Source organism: Peribacillus sp. YIM B13477 (assembly GCF_042787955.1).
Classification (GTDB): Bacteria; Bacillota; Bacilli; order Bacillales; family DSM-1321; genus Peribacillus; species Peribacillus frigoritolerans.
The window spans coordinates 658,956-676,612 of record NZ_JBHZPD010000001.1 but is presented as its reverse complement, the minus strand read 5'-3'; the positions used below and the strand labels follow the sequence as shown (position 1 = coordinate 676,612).

Annotated in this window: 20 protein-coding genes and 1 pseudogene; 6 read left to right on the top strand and 15 right to left on the bottom strand. The window is 38.4% G+C overall.

The genetic code is table 11. The features are described from left to right. The first annotated feature begins 259 nt into the window (after positions 1-259). Together ACFX4H_RS03355 and ACFX4H_RS03350 are read left to right on the top strand one after the other, a co-directional pair. Positions 260-421 (top strand): hypothetical protein, encoded by a 162-nt coding sequence (locus tag ACFX4H_RS03355; protein WP_174878711.1) that lies wholly within the window; start codon positions 260-262, stop codon positions 419-421. Between the two features lie 963 nt (positions 422-1,384). Next, positions 1,385-1,552, top strand: a complete 168-nt coding sequence (locus ACFX4H_RS03350; protein ID WP_153246146.1) for a hypothetical protein — start codon at positions 1,385-1,387, stop codon at positions 1,550-1,552. 417 nt (positions 1,553-1,969) lie between these two features. Here the strand turns inward: ACFX4H_RS03350 and ACFX4H_RS03345 are convergent, their stop codons facing one another. Continuing rightward, positions 1,970-2,959: an MBL fold metallo-hydrolase gene (locus tag ACFX4H_RS03345; protein ID WP_377433924.1), complete on the bottom strand. Its 990-nt coding sequence runs from the start codon at positions 2,957-2,959 to the stop codon at positions 1,970-1,972. A 274-nt stretch (positions 2,960-3,233) separates the two neighbouring features. Between ACFX4H_RS03345 and ACFX4H_RS03340 the strand changes: the two genes are divergently transcribed. Beyond that, positions 3,234-3,398, top strand: a complete 165-nt coding sequence (locus ACFX4H_RS03340) for a hypothetical protein (protein WP_153246145.1) — start codon at positions 3,234-3,236, stop codon at positions 3,396-3,398. A 3-nt stretch (positions 3,399-3,401) separates the two neighbouring features. Here the strand turns inward: ACFX4H_RS03340 and ACFX4H_RS03335 are convergent, their stop codons facing one another. The 3 genes and pseudogenes from ACFX4H_RS03335 to ACFX4H_RS03325 form a co-directional block, all read right to left on the bottom strand. Continuing rightward, a complete protein-coding gene (locus ACFX4H_RS03335; protein WP_377433922.1) occupies positions 3,402-3,656 on the bottom strand; it encodes a hypothetical protein in 255 nt (84 codons plus the stop codon). Beyond that, a pseudogene (locus ACFX4H_RS03330) lies at positions 3,636-3,943 on the bottom strand (transposase); the annotation flags it as partial. The gene ACFX4H_RS03335 and the pseudogene ACFX4H_RS03330, both read right to left, overlap by 21 nt. Before the next feature lie 182 nt (positions 3,944-4,125). After that, positions 4,126-4,752 (bottom strand): hypothetical protein, encoded by a 627-nt coding sequence (locus ACFX4H_RS03325; protein ID WP_034311227.1) that lies wholly within the window; start codon positions 4,750-4,752, stop codon positions 4,126-4,128. A 429-nt stretch (positions 4,753-5,181) separates the two neighbouring features. Here ACFX4H_RS03325 and ACFX4H_RS03320 point away from each other — a divergent pair, with 429 nt between their 5' ends. After that, positions 5,182-5,802: an NAD(P)-dependent oxidoreductase gene (locus ACFX4H_RS03320; protein WP_377433920.1), complete on the top strand. Its 621-nt coding sequence runs from the start codon at positions 5,182-5,184 to the stop codon at positions 5,800-5,802. Positions 5,803-5,969: 167 nt separating this feature from the next. On the opposite strand, the gene ACFX4H_RS03315 is transcribed toward ACFX4H_RS03320, so the two are convergent. After that, positions 5,970-6,710: a VCBS repeat-containing protein gene (locus ACFX4H_RS03315; RefSeq protein WP_377434713.1), complete on the bottom strand. Its 741-nt coding sequence runs from the start codon at positions 6,708-6,710 to the stop codon at positions 5,970-5,972. Positions 6,711-7,117: 407 nt separating this feature from the next. Here ACFX4H_RS03315 and ACFX4H_RS03310 point away from each other — a divergent pair, with 407 nt between their 5' ends. Both ACFX4H_RS03310 and ACFX4H_RS03305 read left to right on the top strand, forming a co-directional pair. After that, the gene (locus ACFX4H_RS03310) at positions 7,118-7,699 is read left to right on the top strand and encodes a TetR/AcrR family transcriptional regulator (protein WP_377433918.1); all 582 of its coding nucleotides are present in this window, start codon (positions 7,118-7,120) and stop codon (positions 7,697-7,699) included. A gap of 25 nt (positions 7,700-7,724) precedes the next feature. Next, a complete protein-coding gene (locus ACFX4H_RS03305; protein WP_034307700.1) occupies positions 7,725-8,927 on the top strand; it encodes an MFS transporter in 1,203 nt (400 codons plus the stop codon). Positions 8,928-9,081: 154 nt separating this feature from the next. On the opposite strand, the gene ACFX4H_RS03300 is transcribed toward ACFX4H_RS03305, so the two are convergent. From ACFX4H_RS03300 to murQ, 10 genes are all read right to left on the bottom strand, one after another. Then, on the bottom strand, positions 9,082-9,810 hold the full coding sequence (locus ACFX4H_RS03300; RefSeq protein ID WP_249598814.1) for a GntR family transcriptional regulator: 729 nt from the start codon (positions 9,808-9,810) through the stop codon (positions 9,082-9,084). Between the two features lie 114 nt (positions 9,811-9,924). Beyond that, positions 9,925-10,791 (bottom strand): MurR/RpiR family transcriptional regulator, encoded by an 867-nt coding sequence (locus ACFX4H_RS03295; RefSeq protein ID WP_249598815.1) that lies wholly within the window; start codon positions 10,789-10,791, stop codon positions 9,925-9,927. A 25-nt stretch (positions 10,792-10,816) separates the two neighbouring features. Beyond that, a complete protein-coding gene (locus tag ACFX4H_RS03290; protein WP_241634287.1) occupies positions 10,817-11,713 on the bottom strand; it encodes an N-acetylglucosamine kinase in 897 nt (298 codons plus the stop codon). A gap of 34 nt (positions 11,714-11,747) precedes the next feature. Next, complete coding sequence (locus ACFX4H_RS03285) at positions 11,748-12,851, bottom strand: DUF871 domain-containing protein (protein WP_323602691.1); 1,104 nt, start codon at positions 12,849-12,851, stop codon at positions 11,748-11,750. Between the two features lie 14 nt (positions 12,852-12,865). After that, positions 12,866-13,195 (bottom strand): PTS lactose/cellobiose transporter subunit IIA, encoded by a 330-nt coding sequence (locus ACFX4H_RS03280; RefSeq protein ID WP_034307713.1) that lies wholly within the window; start codon positions 13,193-13,195, stop codon positions 12,866-12,868. An 81-nt stretch (positions 13,196-13,276) separates the two neighbouring features. After that, complete coding sequence (locus tag ACFX4H_RS03275; RefSeq protein WP_082201141.1) at positions 13,277-14,623, bottom strand: 6-phospho-beta-glucosidase; 1,347 nt, start codon at positions 14,621-14,623, stop codon at positions 13,277-13,279. Positions 14,624-14,663: 40 nt separating this feature from the next. After that, positions 14,664-14,948, bottom strand: coding sequence for a hypothetical protein (locus tag ACFX4H_RS03270; protein WP_034307716.1), 285 nt, complete (start codon positions 14,946-14,948; stop codon positions 14,664-14,666). Positions 14,949-15,017: 69 nt separating this feature from the next. Beyond that, the gene (locus tag ACFX4H_RS03265) at positions 15,018-16,307 is read right to left on the bottom strand and encodes a PTS sugar transporter subunit IIC (RefSeq protein ID WP_377433914.1); all 1,290 of its coding nucleotides are present in this window, start codon (positions 16,305-16,307) and stop codon (positions 15,018-15,020) included. A gap of 44 nt (positions 16,308-16,351) precedes the next feature. After that, on the bottom strand, positions 16,352-16,657 hold the full coding sequence (locus ACFX4H_RS03260; protein ID WP_034307721.1) for a PTS sugar transporter subunit IIB: 306 nt from the start codon (positions 16,655-16,657) through the stop codon (positions 16,352-16,354). A gap of 37 nt (positions 16,658-16,694) precedes the next feature. Beyond that, the gene (gene murQ, locus ACFX4H_RS03255; protein ID WP_063590786.1) at positions 16,695-17,579 is read right to left on the bottom strand and encodes an N-acetylmuramic acid 6-phosphate etherase; all 885 of its coding nucleotides are present in this window, start codon (positions 17,577-17,579) and stop codon (positions 16,695-16,697) included. Positions 17,580-17,657: the final 78 nt, after the last annotated feature.

The following is a 17,657-nucleotide window of genomic DNA, read 5'->3' as shown; positions in this document are numbered from 1 at the left end:
AGTAGGCCGAAGTCCAAAAATTAAAACTGAATCCTGTTAAACCCCTCAACTGATCAATGAATCGGTACCATTTTTTTTTATGGGCATAAAATAATCATTATGCATCCTGTCATAAAAATCATCACGATTGCTTACACGTTTTTCTCCGTTCATTTCAATGAATTCCAGTCATCGCCATATTTTCTTGCATAAAATAAAAGTATTTAGGGAATTAATAACTAACCATTCGTTTATATTATAAAAAGGAGTTGATTTTGGGATGATTGATAACCCATTGCATAAAGAGAATGACGAAACCCTTGTAGAGTCAGTTGAAGGTGGTATCAACTCTTCAATAGGGCGATCCGAAGCCCCACCAAAAAACCAGTCAAAAGATCCTGAATTCGATCTTTTTGGCACAGTATTAAATGGGTATCTTTAATTTATACTTCCTTTTGAATAACCTTATTTCAAGACCTAAAACATTATAAATTCCTAAAAAGAAGAGCACATATTAGTCACGCATAATATGTGCTTTCCTTTTATTAAATTCAAGCGCCCTTTTCTGAGTTAAAGCTGGTGTAAATGTAAAAATCTTATTTGTCATGAAACCTCTAAATTAATTCAACACTTCGTTTATATTCACTTTCACTTTTAATTTCCTCTGATCTTGAAATCCTTACCTCATATCTTCAATCATGAAACCAGCTTTTTTAAAGGTTGGTACTATTCTTCAATCGTTCGGTGATATTTACCTTCATATCGATTCAAGGTTCTACCCTTACGCCACTATTAATCTAATCGGCAACTATCCAATCTTAAATGAAACAAGGATATCGCGACTTTACCTCAATCCAAAGGTGATGTAAGGATACATTAAGTAATAGTTGATATAGTCAAAAATGGATATTTCTCATTTATCAACTGGATATCTGAATATGTTCGAAAGCTTCGTATGCTAAGCCAATCCGATGAAATCATGAAACGCCCCGAAAGAAAGCATGGTTAATCAGATGAATTGTTGGATAGACTTAGTATTCTCAAAGACTTCGGGAGATTTTTTCTATGTGACAGGTTACTAAAATGATGAAGGTGAAAACGATGAGCGTCTAAACCATGCTTCCGATAAGTTTGTATAACCAATTGGGTATTATGGTGATTTTTAACGGAGTTCATTTGAAGTAGGGAAAAACCGTATGTTTGTACCGCTCAGCTTTCATCTTGTATTTTATGGAATATCCCTTTATTGACTTCAAAAAATCAAATTTTTTCCGTACATGCCTTCTAACTTACATAAGGAGAAATGAATCAACCTATTCATGAATAATATCAAAATTTAAATACAAAATATAAAAAGGTTAAAGGTTTAGCCTTTAGTATAAAAATAATGAAGGAGACTTTTAAAATGACACAAAAACAACAATATCAGCAAGCTATCATTGCGGCGCAACAAGCCAAACAGGCTATACAATCTGCCCAGGTTAATGATAATCCACAACTATTCCAACAAGCACAGCAACAGCTTGAAGAAGCTCAACAACAACTTCAAGAAGTTCAACAGTCTTGGTTCTAAATTTCATACGTAATGAAACGTTCTGGATCAAAATGAATAAAATCAAGGTGAAGAGAGAGTGAAAAAATAAGCATTATCATAGACTTCCTGGAGCCATTCACGATATACATGTCGGGGATTTTTTTCGTTCTGTTTTCCTTAATATTTGACTTAAAAAAATCTTGATTTCTGTCCGCCGTTTTTTCCTCTATATGTATAAGAACTATATAAAATTCCTCGTCTTTTTCACTGATTTCTTCCGACGGACGGCCTAGCTCTGTTTTTCCTTCTTTACCTAACTAAAAAAGGAATCCTTCTTTTTGGATTCCCTTTAGAAAAAATATGCATTTATTTGGCTTTGGTAAGGCGGCTCATGTTTCAAACTCTCTAAGATTAATTAATAGGCATAACTCATTTGCTCGCTGAAGCTGGTCTGTTTTAGCTTCCCGAGTTCGCCTCGTTAACCGGCTGTTGTACTTGTACCTTTTCCCCTATTTCAATAGACAACAAATCCTCCCCTACTAACACAGTTCCTTCATATGTTTTTTTTGTTCTTTCGAGCAAATCAGCTTTTTCTTCTGTTAATCCTCCCAATAATACTATATGTGAGTACACAGCAAGTTTTGGTTGTATTTGGCTAAAGACTTTACCTGCTTCCTCCGGTGTAGTGTGAAGATCAAGTATATTGGCGATTGATTCTGATTCAATATCAGGTTTTGCCGCTGCAACCTCATGAATCACCACATCAGCACCTTTGGCAAATTTTATAAGATTTTCATTATAGCGGGTGTCGCCTGAGATAACTACTGAATGTCCTTTGTAATTAACCCGATAACCGAAAGCCGGCTCTATTGATTTATGGTCAACCTTGAAGGCTATTACTTCAATTCCCTTTTTGTTATAGACAATACCCTCCTTGATATCCTTTGCGACAATACTTGCTCCTTCAACGTTCCCATTTCCAGAGTCATCCCTCGCATCCAAATCGGCTTTATATGCTTTATTCATATGTACCATCATTTTCTCGGTTCCCTTAGGTCCCCAAATCTTAAATGCTTGCTCTCTTTTCCCTCCTGTTGGTAAGGAACCTGTAAGCCATACGTCCGGTATGCCGATTGTATGATCCGAATGCAAATGCGTAAGGAATAACTTATCAACACTTCCTGGTAACATATTCGCTTTATATAATTGTAAAGCGGTTCCGCGTCCAGCATCAAAGAGGAGTTTTTCATTACCAACTTCTACAAGAGTAGCTGGACCGGAGCGGGATGTACTTAAAAGTGGAGAACCTGTACCTAATAGGGTTACTTTAAAATCGGTTTGCTGGACCGCTGTTTGGCCAAATGAAGGAAGAAATAATGATAATGATAGAATTATGGTCACTACCAACAAAAAACCAAACGAAGTATTCCTTAATCTTTTCTTCATAACAAAAACCTCCTGTCAGATTATTTGACTGTACACAAGGAAAACCCAGTTGTTTCTAATATAAAACCTTGTTTCAAAAAACAAATGCGCAAAATAAATATTACAATATATATAATATTCAGTCAATGATAACCGAAATAATATCGTGTATGTTGTTTCAACCTTCCATTAAGACAACCGGGCTCAATTTGGGAAAGAAACGGAAATAATCTTAGTGAATATTGGATGAATCGTTCATACTAAATAAAAAATAACTGTTCAAGAAGGAGTTTATATGCCAAAAGAAAAAAATAATCCAGCTCAGCCAAAAAGTCAGGTTAGTCGATTAAACGACGTGATGGAAGTGGATACAGATGTCAATGAAGATCCTAATCGGGAAAAATTATTGGACGAATCCGTTGATGCTTTTCTAAAATCGAAAGAAGGACAGGGATATTAGGGGTCAAAATTGCGGTCCGCTATTGACTTGTTTTAAGACGTTTTTATATTTTTTCACGTTAAATGGGCCCCTCATGAAGCTATTGAGCGGCCCGTTTTGTTTCCTTATCAACGAACGTTTTTCTTCTTGGGATACCGCCACATCGCCATCAAGGTAAGCGCGCAAGAGATAATATACAAGGATGTTCTCTTTAATTTGCAATGGTAACGCTAAAAATACCGCATGACAAAAAAACCATCCATGTTGAAATTGATTCATAAGCTCTTCCGTTCTAACTGAATAATAAAGAGAGTACCTTTCTTCACAGTCCCATTCCAAAAAAACTCTGGTTCATCATTCTTACGTATATACGAGAATTCAACTTCAAACGTGAGATTTAGTAAGCACCTTCATCATTCATTTTCTGTAAGCGTGTAAGTCGAAATACCCTAAATCCCTTATGTATAAGCCTTTCGGTTGAATGGTTAGACCCGTGGAACCGAAGGTGGTTTTATCATTTTCCCTCGCTTTTCCTACTAAACGTGGAGGAACTCCCCACCCCTCAGGGCTCATGAGGACACCTGTAGATGCTTCGAGGCGGCTACACAATTGTGTGTTTTTATGAAGTAAATCTTTTTGTTCGTGATAACAAAAAAGGAAATATTTGTTTTTGTGTGAATAAGTCGAAAATATATAAAGGTGAACTAAACATTGTATATTTTCGACTTATTGCTAAAGTACCAGGGTTTCATTCACATCTGTACTTGAACTGAGGCTCTGTCTGTATATAAAAAGCATTTCTTACTTGTGCACTCCAATTTGCAAAGGCTGATCTCCATTCAGGAGTGTTAAAGAATTGATCTACAGTTTGAGTTTCAGAATGCCAAACTATAAATAGGTTGAGTGGGGCAATTCCTCCTGCCCAAATTCCATTATTTGCGTCAGTATCTTCTTCCCTTACTAATAATAAGGGTAGACCAAATTGAAAAGCCATTGAAGGTTCTACTTGTGAATAAACTGATCCTGTCCAGAATGGAGTGGAAGGTGGAAGGGGTCCTGCATTGACATCAACTGTTTGAATTTTAAAACGACGAAGGTTTACTGCCAACATTCCATAGCTTGATGAAACTAACCGACGAATATCAGTTAAAATGGATTCAGGATAACTTTCGCTTAATGGTAATGTACGCGGAAAAAGCAAAGCATTCTCAATCTCTAAAATTAGACGGTTTAGAAACCGTTGTTGGTTGTCATTTAAATGAGTCGTCGTACTTAAAAATATAGGAATACGATAAGCACGATCAATACACTCTTGGTGTGCCGATTCTATTTTCGCTTTATCTTTACGTAAAGAGCTATGCTCATTATTACTCACTTTCTCTTCATCCTTGCGTGAAGAGCTATTCTTACTTTTACTCACTTTCTCACCTCCTTTTTTTATTAGTATATGGAAAAGGAATAAGTGAGCTTGGACATAACAGGATTTCATATTAGAAAGGCTTTATAAAACAAAAATTAGTAATTTTGTCTAAATATGAATAATTTTATAAAAAATTTATTTAATTTATCTGAAGCAGTAAATAGGTAATCTTTCATTAAGCTATCCACAATAAGCTTTTGGATGAATTCAATGTTGAGGAAAAAATATACCCACAAAAAGATTGTGGGAAAATGCTCTTGGGCATGGGGTACCGCCAGCAAACACTGGATTATAATGATTTAATGCACAAAACTCCCCATTAGTTGAAAATGACGATACAATGTTAGTGGAATAATTATATTAGAAAAAAAGGAGGTCGTTTCCATGAATATTTTAATTTTGGGTGCAACTGGACGAGTTGGGGGTCAATTAGTTATTTATGGTCTGCAAGACAATCATCATGTTACGGTTTTAGTTCGCACTCCAGAGAAGATTGCTATAAACAATGCCAATTTAACCATCATTCAAGGTAATGTTTTAAATAAAGATGATATCGTACGCGCCATGCACGGAATTGATGTAGTTATTAGTGCACTTAATACTGATGGGACAACGACTTTATCAGCAAGTATCCCACTAATTATCGAAGCTATGGAAAACCAAGGTATACAACGAATTATTACCATTGGAACGGCAGGTATCCTCCAAAGTAGAACAATCCCAAATTCTTTGCGTTATCAGACAAGTGAATCAAAGCAGAAGTCTACCCGTGCAGCGAAAGAACATCATGAAGTTTTCGATTTGCTTAAACAATCAACACTTCAATGGACAATTGTCTGTCCTACGTATTTGCCGGATGGAAAAAGAGTTGGTATATATCGTATAGAAGGCGACTTTTTGCCGGAGGATGGGGTTGAAATATCCGTTCCGGATACAGCAGAATTTGCATTTAGCCAAATAAAAAGTAACGATTTTTTAAAAGCACGTGTAGGGATCGCCTACTAAAAATTCCAATATGCATTAAACCCTTCGAAGTTAAATCGTATTGAAAGCCGGTTCAATTTTCTTCGTCAATGAACACAGTCAGGTGAACCATTGCCAGGAATATTTTCCGGTTTCTTTTGGGCGAAGATTTTGCCTGTACCTTGTTCATGACCATCTATTCCTATGTGCTATATTCCCTTTCCAAAAATAGCCACATTCTGCCGGTCAGGAGCAAATGCTTTCCCGTTCCATTTCAATACGGTCTGTACAAATCCCAGTGAGTCGGCATTGTACCTCCCTGCGATCCTCTGATGCGCTTCGAGCTCATATATGCCATCCCTATTGAAATCAACCGGATATAAACCAGATAAAGGATTGACCCATCCTTCAATCGGCGCCTTCAATATACCATCCTTGCTATAAATTTCAGATAAATATTCCTGATCCTTATAAGTCAGGTCAAGAGTGTACCTTTCTTTTAGGTAATGACTGTTCACCTTTACTTTGTATTGGTTTTCATAATGAACATCGTATTGAAAGGATTCATTGAATGAATCTGAATTAAAAATGGTCATGAGTTGACCGTTAAGGTAGGAAAAAACATACGCATAAATGGAACCCCCGCTTCCCCCTGTATCAATGACCACTAATATGTCATCCCCCTCATTACCTGTAAAATCACCAAGAAAAAGGGTCGGATTATATCCTGCGTTATTTTTCATGGGAACTTGTTCATATTGATTAGTCCTCCCATTTTGGATAACCAATGTTATATTCCTCCAAAAGGGACTATCAGGGGTTTTGTTTGCGGTAAGAAAAACATTGTCCTTTGTCCCTTCCCCATCAATATCTCCCTGTTTTGAGGTCACTATGACTGTTCTGCTGGAGTTCATTTGTCTTGAAAGAACGGTTTGGAGGTTCAATTGCATGTCTAGCAGTTCCTGCTTGGAAGGATAAGGATTCTGAAACGACAAGGCGTTATCTATCGTTTGCAGTGCTTCATTTGTTAATCCGGCCCTACTTTGGGTCTCAGCCAAACAATACCAATAATAAGGATGATTCGTTTCCTGTATTTTTGTGTAATAGTAATGAATCGCATTTCTGATGTCATACATATCCAACTTCATCCCACCTGACTCTTTATTATCCATATAGAATTATATGCAGGAATTTTGTGAGTAGCCTTTAGTGCATATCTATGTCTTTTCAAATATAGCGCCATAATTATCAATGATTTCGGGCATAATACCTTTTTATGGACCATATTCGCTTGCATATATTTATGTAATTTGCTATTATAACTGACGAACGTTCGTTAAATTATGAGGTGATATTATTGAAAAGTAATGAAATTAAAGAAGCCGCTCTAAAATATTTCACGATTCATGGTTATGAAGGAGCGTCGCTTTCTCAAATAGCTGAAGAAGTCGGCATGAAAAAGCAATCCATTTACGCTCATTTTAAAGGCAAGGACGATCTTTTCCTGCAAGTTTTACGTGATGCGAAAGAGACGGAGCTATCGTCGAAGCTCCAATATTTCCGTAAAGTTGATTCAAAAAACCCTGAAAAGGATTTATACGGATTCCTTCAATTGGTCATCGACCTTTTCCAAAAAAATGAGCATATAAAGTTTTGGCTGCGTATGTCCTTTTTTCCGCCAGCGCATCTTGAAAAAGAAATCGGGCAGGAAGTGATAGATATCGAGGAAAAGGTGCAGGCGATCCTGGAATGTAAATTCCATGATTGGATCAATGCCAAATTAATCGTCGAAGATGAAGCCATAACGCCGACCTATGCATTCTTGGGAGTCGTGGATTCCATTTTGCTTGAGCTTGTATACGGCAATGATGAGAAACGGCTGAATGATAAATTATCAGCCTCCTGGAAAGTGTTTTGGAGGGGTATTTCGCTAAATTGATTCACAAAGAAAGTGGTGTTAAAACATGAATAAACCAATTAAAGATCAAAAGGCGGTATTAATTATTCTTCTAAGCAATATATTCATTGCTTTTCTGGGAATAGGACTCATCATCCCCGTTATGCCGTCATTTATGAATATCATGCATTTATCCGGAAGCACGATGGGCTATCTGGTTGCCGTATTTGCGGTTTCACAGCTTGTCATGTCTCCATTCGCAGGTCGTTGGGTTGACCGTTACGGCAGAAAGAAAATCATCATCATCGGCTTATTCCTTTTTGGTGTTTCGGAACTGATCTTCGGTGTAGGGACAAATGTGTCGGTGTTTTATTTATCTAGGATCCTAGGCGGAATCAGTGCCGCCTTTATCATGCCTGGTGTTACTGCATATGTTGCGGACATTACATCCGTTCAAGAAAGGCCAAAAGCAATGGGCTATATTTCAGCCGCCATTAGCTTGGGCTTTATTATAGGACCAGGAATCGGTGGCTTTGTTGCAGAATATGGTATACGCTTGCCCTTCTTCCTTGCGGCGGGCATTGCTTTTATAGCTTGCCTTTCTTCAATATTCATTTTAAAAGAACCGATGACAAAGGAACAGCTTGCAAAAGTTTCTGCTAATACAAAGCAAACGAATTTTATCGGCGATTTAAAAAAATCCCTGAATCCGCTTTACTTCATTGCGTTCATCATTGTATTTGTACTCGCTTTTGGTTTGTCAGCCTATGAAACGGTTTTCAGCCTATTTTCTGATCATAAATTCGGCTTCACGCCGAAGGATATTGCCATTATCATTACAATAAGCTCTATTTTCGGAGTTGTTGTGCAAGTATTCATGTTTGGAAAGCTGGTAGATATTCTGGGCGAAAAGAAGCTTATCCAATTATGTTTAATCGTCGGGGCCATTTTTGCGGTAGCTTCCACTATGATTTCCAGCTTTTTGGCAGTACTAGTGGTAACTTGCTTCATATTCCTTGCATTTGACCTGCTTCGTCCGGCATTGACGACATTTTTATCAAAAGCTGCCGGGAAAGAACAAGGGTTCGTTGCTGGAATGAACTCCACCTATACGAGCTTAGGGAATATCGCAGGGCCATCCATGGGAGGATTGCTTTTTGACGTAAACATCCACTACCCTTATCTTTTCGCTGCTGTCATTATCGTCATTGGCCTTGGCATTACAGTCATTTGGAAAGAAAACCGATTGACAGAAAGCTTAGCGAAATAATGAAAGTCCCGGATTGTTATTCGTACCCTTCCTTTCTATCTGGCAAATTCTCAAACTTGAAAAATGATATTCTACTAAAACCCCCCCCTTGTCCATATTTAGGCAAGGGGGGTTTTTAGTAATCTTTTGAGAACGGGATTATTACTACCATTGCTCACGATAACCGCTCCAAATTGATTTTGAATGTATATCGATCAGCCCGGTAGACAGATCTGACAACCGCAAGTGGTTGATTGGTTTCAAGGGTACTTCTTCGTTCTATCAGCAATACAGGGGAAGCTTCAGCTACCCCGAGCATTTCCGCCTCTTTTTTTTGAGCGATGGAGGCTTCAATTACCTGTCTGCCATGCTGGATTTTTAAGCCGTACTTTTTTTCAACATAATCATGAATGGCACTTACAGCTATTTCTTCCGTAAGGTCCAGGGCATGATCTTTAGGGATGTATAGCCTTTCATATGCCATCGGCCACCGATCAGCAAACCTTACACGTTCCAGTTCGAAAATAGCAGTTCCTGCTTCAACCTCAAGTTTTGCAGCAAGCTCATGATCTGCCTTGACCTCCGTAAAACTGATAACTCGCGTACTTGGTTTAAGTCCTCTTGAAATCATATCCTCTGTAAAGTTAGTCAGACCTTGCAAGGGCGGCTCCGATTTATGTTCGGCAACGAATGTTCCTTTTCCGCGCTGCCTGTATAAATAACCGCCATTCACGAGGTTAGAAATGGCCTGTCTCACCGTCATCCTGCTTATGCCATATTTTTCAGTGTATTCTTTTTCTGAAGGAATCATCTCTCCTGGCACCAATTCAAGACTTTGAATCGCTCCTTTAATCTCCTCTTCAAGTTGATGATAAATGGGACTCGGAGAATTCTTTTGGATCATTCAGCTTACATCTTCCTTTCATCGTGATGTATATTTTTACAAGGCATCCTGATCGGAAACATCTCAAGCTAAAATTTAGGTTCGTTCATTTTATCCATTTTATTAGGCCCACATTTAGGTATCCACATTCCTTTTTGTGAATTTCAGTACCGATTCCCTTGAACGTTCAATTTCGTTTTTATTTTCATTATAGTATTTCGAAACATACGCATAGAAAATAATGCTGACCGTTAGAAATTGGGCAAAAAGCGAACTTGTTGCAGCACTTCGGAATTTAGCCTCCGGTGCACGTACATGATTTAGTGACATATCAACTTTTTTAGTTAGTCCATTGTTCCCCAATCGCGATAAACCAATTGTTTTAATGCCATATGCTTTAGCAATATCAACGAGTTCCAGAATTTCTTCAGTTTCGCCACTATTGGATATACAGAAAAAAACGGTATTCTTTGATGATGCAGCAAGTGCAGTGGCCGTAATATGCGGGTCTTGATTGGCACTTACAATCTTTCCTAACCGTAACCATTTCTGTGTAATATCTTCAGCAACGAGCCATGATGCCCCTAAACCATAGACATAAATCACATCTGCACTCCTCATGGTTTCAATGATATTGTCAAGAACGGCCTCATCCAAATAATGTGCCGTTTCTTGTATGGCCTGGACGGAATTGGACACAATTTTATTTTTGATCGATGCTATTGTTTCATTAGGCTCAATGTCATGGAAACCTTTTTTCTCCGGCTGGGAAATCAGGGATGATAGGGATACCTTCAGTTCTGAAAAACTATTAACTTTTATGGAATGACAGAACCTCGTTACTGCCGAACTGCTTGCGTTGGCATGGTCAGCCAATTCATGTATCGTCATTCTAACTATATCTTTGGGATTTTCTAAAATATATTGTGCAATTTTCTTTTCTGATTTGGGCAGTTGGTTCAATAAACTTTCAATTCTCAATATAATATTTTCGCCTTGCATATGATTTACTCTCCTTGATCTTTACTTACTTTAAATGCTTCATTGCTATGTAGTAACAACCCAAGGTAGCTGATACGTCTTCTAAAACAAATTTCACATTTGGGTTTTCAAGTTTAATATGATTGATGAATGAGCTTTGCACCAATGGTATATTAGTCAATATGCTACCTTTTAATGCAATTGTAACATTCTCACACAACTTTAACTTCTTGATAACCTCAAGCGTTTGTATTGCAAGGTGGTACCCGGCCTGATTCAGAATATTTTGTGAGAAGCCATCACCCTTCTCCGCATGTTGGACAATTAGGGGAACAAACGCGGCAATCTCGGATTTCGTGGCGGAATAAATGAATTTCTTCAGTTCCATTACACTAAGATAGCCAAGTTTTTTCAGTATCGACTCGGTTAAATGGCTATATTCATACCCTTCATCCTCTTCTTTCGTCATTTTTATAAAAACCTGCATGGCGATCCAATAGCCACTTCCTTCATCCCCAAGAATGTGTCCCCATCCACCAGCCGATTTCTCGATTCCTTCATGGATGCCGATACTTACAGATCCCGTTCCGGATATGGTCAAAATGCCATCATTTCCTTTTAGCAATGCAGCATGAGCGATAATTGCATCATTTACAATGGTGAACGGGACCTTAAATGCCTTGCTTAATGCACTTTTTATGCCCTGCGGATTTTCAACTCCTCCATACCCGGCTAATCCTAAACAAATGTATAGGCAGCTACCATCATCAATAGGAGTCATGCTTTGTTCAATTGCCTGTATAATGTTAGCGGTGGCTTGTTTTTCATTAATAAGCAGGTTTCCAAACCCCGCTCTGCCTTCACTAATTTTATTACCATCCATATCATAAGCCACTGCTTCAGTTTTGGTCCCTCCGCCGTCAACACCGATAATATAATTCATGTCATTCTCCTATTCAGTAAAAAAGGAAGGAGTATCACCGTTCCTTCCCTGATCCATTAATATTGAATTGGAATTTCCCCCATGGTTCCAAATAATCGAGGAGAAAAATTTCCTCTTCTGCTATTCGGCCAACTACATTCGTTTTCCCCGAATTCTTCATTTCCTTCAATGCAATCTGCAATTCCCCTTTATATTGTCCATAGAGCTCGTTTTCAATTAATATATCACCGCGTCTAATATCAGGCGTATATGTTGGTTTAAATTCTTCGCTCTTATATTTCACGCGTGATTGAGTCGAGCGAATTAGATAATCGGAAACATCTCCACGGTAAAAATGGAATTCTTCCAATACTATTTTTTTCTCCAAATCTGTTATGGTTTCGTGAAGGTTAACATTAAATGTTAACAGACCGCTGTTTAACAAGCTAAGCTGTTTCAATTCATCTTCAGATGCGTAAGCATTTGCTATGATTACATCATCAATCAATCCTGTAGCATACAAATGTTTCGCTTGTGTTGTAATCGGTAATTCCCGGTGCATTTCCAATGTACATAATCCTTCCATTATAGGCCAAGGTCCGTACGTTGCTGCATGTGAGCTGATGAAAGCTGCCGTGCGGATATTATGCTTTTTGAATGACTCACAGCATTTAATGAAATGCTGATAGCTCAATCCTGCATAGCGATGGGGATAGAAGTTGTGCGATCCAACTAAATTTTCTATATTTGGTTTGTAATCCATGATATTTTCTAGATACTTCGTTGCATTACTCATGTTTATTTCAATTTTTAGACCATATGGATTATGTGTCATGATCGACTCTTCGCTGCCTGTAAAACCCATGTCCAGCCTGATTCCATACGCACCTAATTCTGCAAAAAATGATAAGTCATTATACGAAATGCCTAGTGAACCGAATACTCGGGGAGCAATATCGACCATCACTTCCATATTCAATTGATTGGCATAATGAATCGTTTCTTTAAATTCTTTTAAAATCTTCTCTTTGTCTCCTTCGACAGAAAGCAAGCAAGTAAAGATCTTTTTAAAGCCATATTTGTGTGCAAGTGCAATGTATTCCATGTCTTTTTCAACGGTTGAATGCTCTGGATAGATAGATATTCCGAGTTTACCCATTTTTAAACACCTCTTTACTGTTGTGGGGCTAGCTTTTTTACTATGCGAATCATGTGTTCTATTAGTTTTTGTTCGCTCATTGCTGTCATCAAATGATCTTGAGCATGAATCATCAATAAAGTTTTCTCACTTGGAACTCCATTCAATTCTGCTTGAATGAGCTTGGTTTGTGTCTTATGGGCCATGTTCAATTCTTCCTGGCCTTGTTTAATTAGTTCCTCTGCCTTTTCAAAATTAAATTCTTCCGCTTCTTTCAGTGCTTCGAATGCTAATCCTCTTGCATTTCCACTATGTGATATTATTTCAAAAATTTCCATTTCGTTATTGTTCAGTTCAGTTGACATATCATTACACTCCCATTTTATGTTAGATTATGAAGGTTCATTGGATTACTGTAATCCAGATTCACTGCTTAAAAACACCATTCACTTGATGTTCGGAACAGCACTTTCACTGAAGAATCGCGGTAAGTATTCTTCATGCGCCTTTAAAAGTTTTTGTAAAACCATTTCCGCCAGGTCATCACTTGGGATGAGCGGGTTGATCGTTAAAGCCAATAACGCTTTATCATAAGAACCTGTAACGGCTGCCTCAGCACCAATTCTCTCAAATGATTTAATTTGTTGGATCAAGCCATGCACTTGTACGGGTAATTTACCCATAGCCAAAGGAATTGGTCCATTCTTGGTGACGATACAGCTTACTTCGACTGCTGAATCATAATCAATATCAGTAAGCGCTCCTTTGTTTTGTACATTTAGCACTTGAATGTCTTTTTTATCATTATAAATAGAAGAAATGACGTTACATGCTGCATCACTATAGTAAGCTCCACCGCGCTGCTCTAGTTGTGGAGGCTTGATGTCAAGGGTTTCATCCTTGTATAGGTCAAATAAATCTTCTTCTAATTTTTTCACAACTTCAGCTCGGGTTTTCCCTGATTTGAATGCTTCCAACTCTTCTTCTAAAATCGTTTTTGTTTTGTAATAATACCGATGGTACGGGCAAGGCACCACTCCTAAAGATTTCAAAAACCTTCTGTTCCAAGCCAATGGGGCAATATTCTTCATCGTCAGCTGAATTTCAGGATTGCCAAGCATTTCAAGCACTTTATCTGTTACTTCTTGATCATCAACGAACACATGCATCCCGAATACCATGTGGTTTAAACCGGCGAAATCTATGTGCACTCTCTTCATATCGACACCAAGCATGCTAGAAATAGACATATGCATATTAAATGGAACATTGCATACTCCAATGACTTTTTTATGTTTACTGTAGCGGAGCAGGGCTTCCGTTACCATCCCCGCTGGATTTGTGAAGTTAATTAACCATGCATCAGGGCAGAGCTCCTCCATTTCTTCTGCAATTTCCAGAAGTATGGGTATCGTTCGTAATGCCTTGGACAATCCTCCTGCCCCATTTGTTTCTTGACCAATTAATCCTAATTCCAACGGGATCCTCTCGTCCTTGATTCGTGCATCAAGTAAACCCACTCTCATTTGAGTTGTGACAAAATCAGCATCTTGCAAGGCTTGACGGCGGTCTAACGTCAGATGTATTTCCATTGGAAGTCCTGCTTTTTCAACCATCCGTTTTGCCAAGGTTCCTACAATCCCCAGTTTTTCTTTTCCTGCCTCAATATCCACTAACCACAGTTCCCTAATAGGTAACTCATCATATCGTTTTATAAATCCTTCTATTAATTCTGGCGTATAACTGGAGCCTCCACCGATTGTGGCAATCTTCAGCCCTTTTTTCATTTCCATTTCCCCAACACCTCATCGTAAGCTAATCTGGATTCTTCATTCATTTATAGATTATTTCATAACAAACCAGTGCACTTACCGCTAATAAAGACAAGAATAATAGCGTTGCTTGTTTCTTGTTTTTAAACTTACCTTCAACAAAACAAACAACCATCGTCAATCCTGCGCTTATGGCAAAGGTATTTCCTAAGTACAGTGATAATTGTTTATTTATCTCAAAGGCATCCATTAATCTGTTAAAGATAAAATTAAAAACAAGAATGAAGCCAAAAAATAGAAAGGCACTTTTGTAACTGAAAAAGTGAATTCTGGATGTTGAATTCATGTCCTTTCCCCCCCTCAATTAATAAAAGGAGCTTGGAGCATTAGTCCCAAACTCCCTTTTAGGTATTCCTTATAAAGCGATATTTTTGTTATCCGTTGTTTCTACCATGTTTTCCTGTGCTAAAAGCTTTTTATCGTACATCTTAAAGAATGGCAGATATATAAGGACCGAAATGGTTAAATTCACCATCACGAGAACAATGGCTCTCCAATCACCGCCCGTTGAAAGGTAGGCACCTATTGGAGCGGGCAATGTCCAGGGAACCATTACATATGTCGGGTTCACAAGTCCGATGGACGTTGCTATATATGCAAGTGTTGCTCCAATCAGCGGTGTAATGATGAATGGAATAATCAGTACCGGGTTTAGTACAATCGGCATCCCAAAGATAACAGGTTCATTGATGTTAAAAATGCTCGGCACAATTGTTGCTTTCCCCATTGCTTTACTATAGCTGGACTTCGCCGTTAAGAGCATGGCTATTACTAATCCCAATGTTGCACCAGATCCACCAATCCAAATAAACCATTGGAAGAATGTTTCAGGAGCTATGTGGGGAATTGCCTTTCCGGCTGCAACTGCTGCCGAGTTATTCCCCAAGTATACTTCCCATACCGGACGGGCTACGGCACCTACTACCGATACGCCATGAATACCAAATGACCAAAAGAATGTAATCAAAAATACTGGAATTAATACACCTGGCAATGTATCGCCAGCACTGATGAGCGGTGCAACCGCTTTATTAACAAGTGAATGTAAATCAACAGCAAAAACGACTGTAATTAAAGTCATGACAAGCAGGACAATTGAAACTGGAATTAATGCTTCAAATGAACGGGCTACTGAAGTTGGTACAGAATCCGGCATTTTAATCGTGATATTTTTTGTCTTACAAAGACGTAGAATTTCGACAGCAAAAATGGATACAAGCATTCCTACAAAAAGGCCATGGCCTCCGAGATTTGTCATTGGCATAACAAACCCCACATCATCCATCATCTCTACCCCGATTGTGAACAAGAAGGCTGCCAATGATAGTAAACCTCCAGATAGCGGATCAAGTTTATAGCTTTGAGATAAGCTGTAGCCTATACCAAAAGTAATATATAGCGTCATGATAAACATCGTTAATCGATATGGAATTAAAATTTCAGCTATATGTTTTGCAGACCATTCACCTAATGCAGTATCTGCTGCAACGGGCGGAAATGCAATGATCAAGAATAAACTGCCAAAGATGATGAATGGTAACGCGGAAACCACACCATCCCGAATTGCGCGTAAATGCTTTTGCTCAGACAATTTAGCCATAGGTGTTGAAAGATTATTTTCTAAAAAAGCTACAAACTTGTCCATTCGTGTTTTCCCCTTTTACGTATAGTGATATAGTGGTCCGTTTATTATTTTGCTAGTTCCGTTACAAGTTTAAGTAGCTTAGGTCCGCCTAGAGGGCTGTAGGCTTGAGCTGGAATGGCTTCACATGGGACGCCCGCTTCATCTGCAGAAGCCTTAAAGCCATCGAAACGATGTTTGACTTGCGGAGCTACCATCGCAACATCCCAGCCATTTCGTACTTCTGCATCGAATTCTTGTGTGCCGACCGCCAATACTTCTATGTTTATACCTTGTTTTTCCCCTTCCTTTTTTAAAGCGCTTACAACGATTGCACTGGACATTCCACCTGAACATACGAATAATACCTTCATTATTTGTTCCTCCAATTTTTAATTTTTTTATAAAGCGTTAAATCGTTTTTCTTATGAATCCTTGTGCCTTCACTAAACGATTTGAGGCTTCTTCATATGATACATTCGTTAATATCATGACAATGGCGATTTTAGGCTGGGCATGTGCCTTTTCTAAAAATTCATCTGCAATTTCATAGCTGCAGTCAGTGGCATCCATGATAATACGTTTTGCACGTTCAACCAGCTTTTCATTAGTTAACTGTAAATCTACCATTAAATTCCCATAAACTTTTCCAACTCCAACCATTGAGGCAGTGGAAAGCATATTGCATACTAACTTTTGCGATGTTCCAGCTTTTAAACGTGTAGAACCCGTCAGGACTTCAGGCCCATTTACCACTTCAATCGCAACTTTTGCAATCTTACCTATTTCGGAACCTTTGTTACAGCTTATCGACACAGTTCCTGCACCAACTTGATTGGCATATTCCAATCCAGCAATAACATATGGAGTGCGTCCACTAGCTGCAATGCCCACTACGACGTCCCTGTCTGTCAATTCGATTTTCTTCAAATCTTCAGGACCTAATTCAAAACTGTCTTCAGCACCTTCAACCGCCTTAATGAAAGCCTTTTCCCCACCAGCTATGAGACCCACTACTTCACTCGGATCGGTATTGAATGTTGGGGGACATTCTACTGCATCCAATAAACCGATGCGTCCGCTTGTTCCTGCACCCATGTAAATTAATCTGCCGTTTTTATTCATGGCTTCAACGATCATGTCCACAGCTTTAGAAATTTGCGGAAGTTCTTTTTTTACACAATGGGCAACTTTAATGTCTTCTTCGTTCATCACTTCTAAAAATTCAAGAGTTCCCATTTCATCTAAACTCATGGTCTTTTCATTACGACTCTCTGTCGTTAAATGCTCTAGCATACATATCATCCTTTTTTATTTCAGTGGTGAAAGTGGTGAAACTTTATTAGCTAAAGAGACTATATCACTATTAAAATT

Bases quoted from the DNA above. Each gene is read 5' to 3' on its own strand.
- ACFX4H_RS03355 (WP_174878711.1), top strand. From the start codon at position 260: ATGATTGATAACCCATTGCATAAAGAGAATGACGAAACCCTTGTAGAG.
- ACFX4H_RS03350 (WP_153246146.1), top strand. From the start codon at position 1,385: ATGACACAAAAACAACAATATCAGCAAGCTATCATTGCGGCGCAACAA.
- ACFX4H_RS03345 (WP_377433924.1), bottom strand. From the start codon at position 2,959: ATGAAGAAAAGATTAAGGAATACTTCGTTTGGTTTTTTGTTGGTAGTG.
- ACFX4H_RS03340 (WP_153246145.1), top strand. From the start codon at position 3,234: ATGCCAAAAGAAAAAAATAATCCAGCTCAGCCAAAAAGTCAGGTTAGT.
- ACFX4H_RS03335 (WP_377433922.1), bottom strand. From the start codon at position 3,656: ATGAATCAATTTCAACATGGATGGTTTTTTTGTCATGCGGTATTTTTA.
- ACFX4H_RS03320 (WP_377433920.1), top strand. From the start codon at position 5,182: ATGAATATTTTAATTTTGGGTGCAACTGGACGAGTTGGGGGTCAATTA.
- ACFX4H_RS03315 (WP_377434713.1), bottom strand. From the start codon at position 6,710: ATGCAATTGAACCTCCAAACCGTTCTTTCAAGACAAATGAACTCCAGC.
- ACFX4H_RS03305 (WP_034307700.1), top strand. From the start codon at position 7,725: ATGAATAAACCAATTAAAGATCAAAAGGCGGTATTAATTATTCTTCTA.
- ACFX4H_RS03300 (WP_249598814.1), bottom strand. From the start codon at position 9,810: ATGATCCAAAAGAATTCTCCGAGTCCCATTTATCATCAACTTGAAGAG.
- ACFX4H_RS03295 (WP_249598815.1), bottom strand. From the start codon at position 10,791: ATGCAAGGCGAAAATATTATATTGAGAATTGAAAGTTTATTGAACCAA.
- ACFX4H_RS03290 (WP_241634287.1), bottom strand. From the start codon at position 11,713: ATGAATTATATTATCGGTGTTGACGGCGGAGGGACCAAAACTGAAGCA.
- ACFX4H_RS03285 (WP_323602691.1), bottom strand. From the start codon at position 12,851: ATGGGTAAACTCGGAATATCTATCTATCCAGAGCATTCAACCGTTGAA.
- ACFX4H_RS03280 (WP_034307713.1), bottom strand. From the start codon at position 13,195: ATGTCAACTGAACTGAACAATAACGAAATGGAAATTTTTGAAATAATA.
- ACFX4H_RS03275 (WP_082201141.1), bottom strand. From the start codon at position 14,623: ATGGAAATGAAAAAAGGGCTGAAGATTGCCACAATCGGTGGAGGCTCC.
- ACFX4H_RS03270 (WP_034307716.1), bottom strand. From the start codon at position 14,948: ATGAATTCAACATCCAGAATTCACTTTTTCAGTTACAAAAGTGCCTTT.
- ACFX4H_RS03265 (WP_377433914.1), bottom strand. From the start codon at position 16,307: ATGGACAAGTTTGTAGCTTTTTTAGAAAATAATCTTTCAACACCTATG.
- ACFX4H_RS03260 (WP_034307721.1), bottom strand. From the start codon at position 16,657: ATGAAGGTATTATTCGTATGTTCAGGTGGAATGTCCAGTGCAATCGTT.
- murQ (WP_063590786.1), bottom strand. From the start codon at position 17,579: ATGCTAGAGCATTTAACGACAGAGAGTCGTAATGAAAAGACCATGAGT.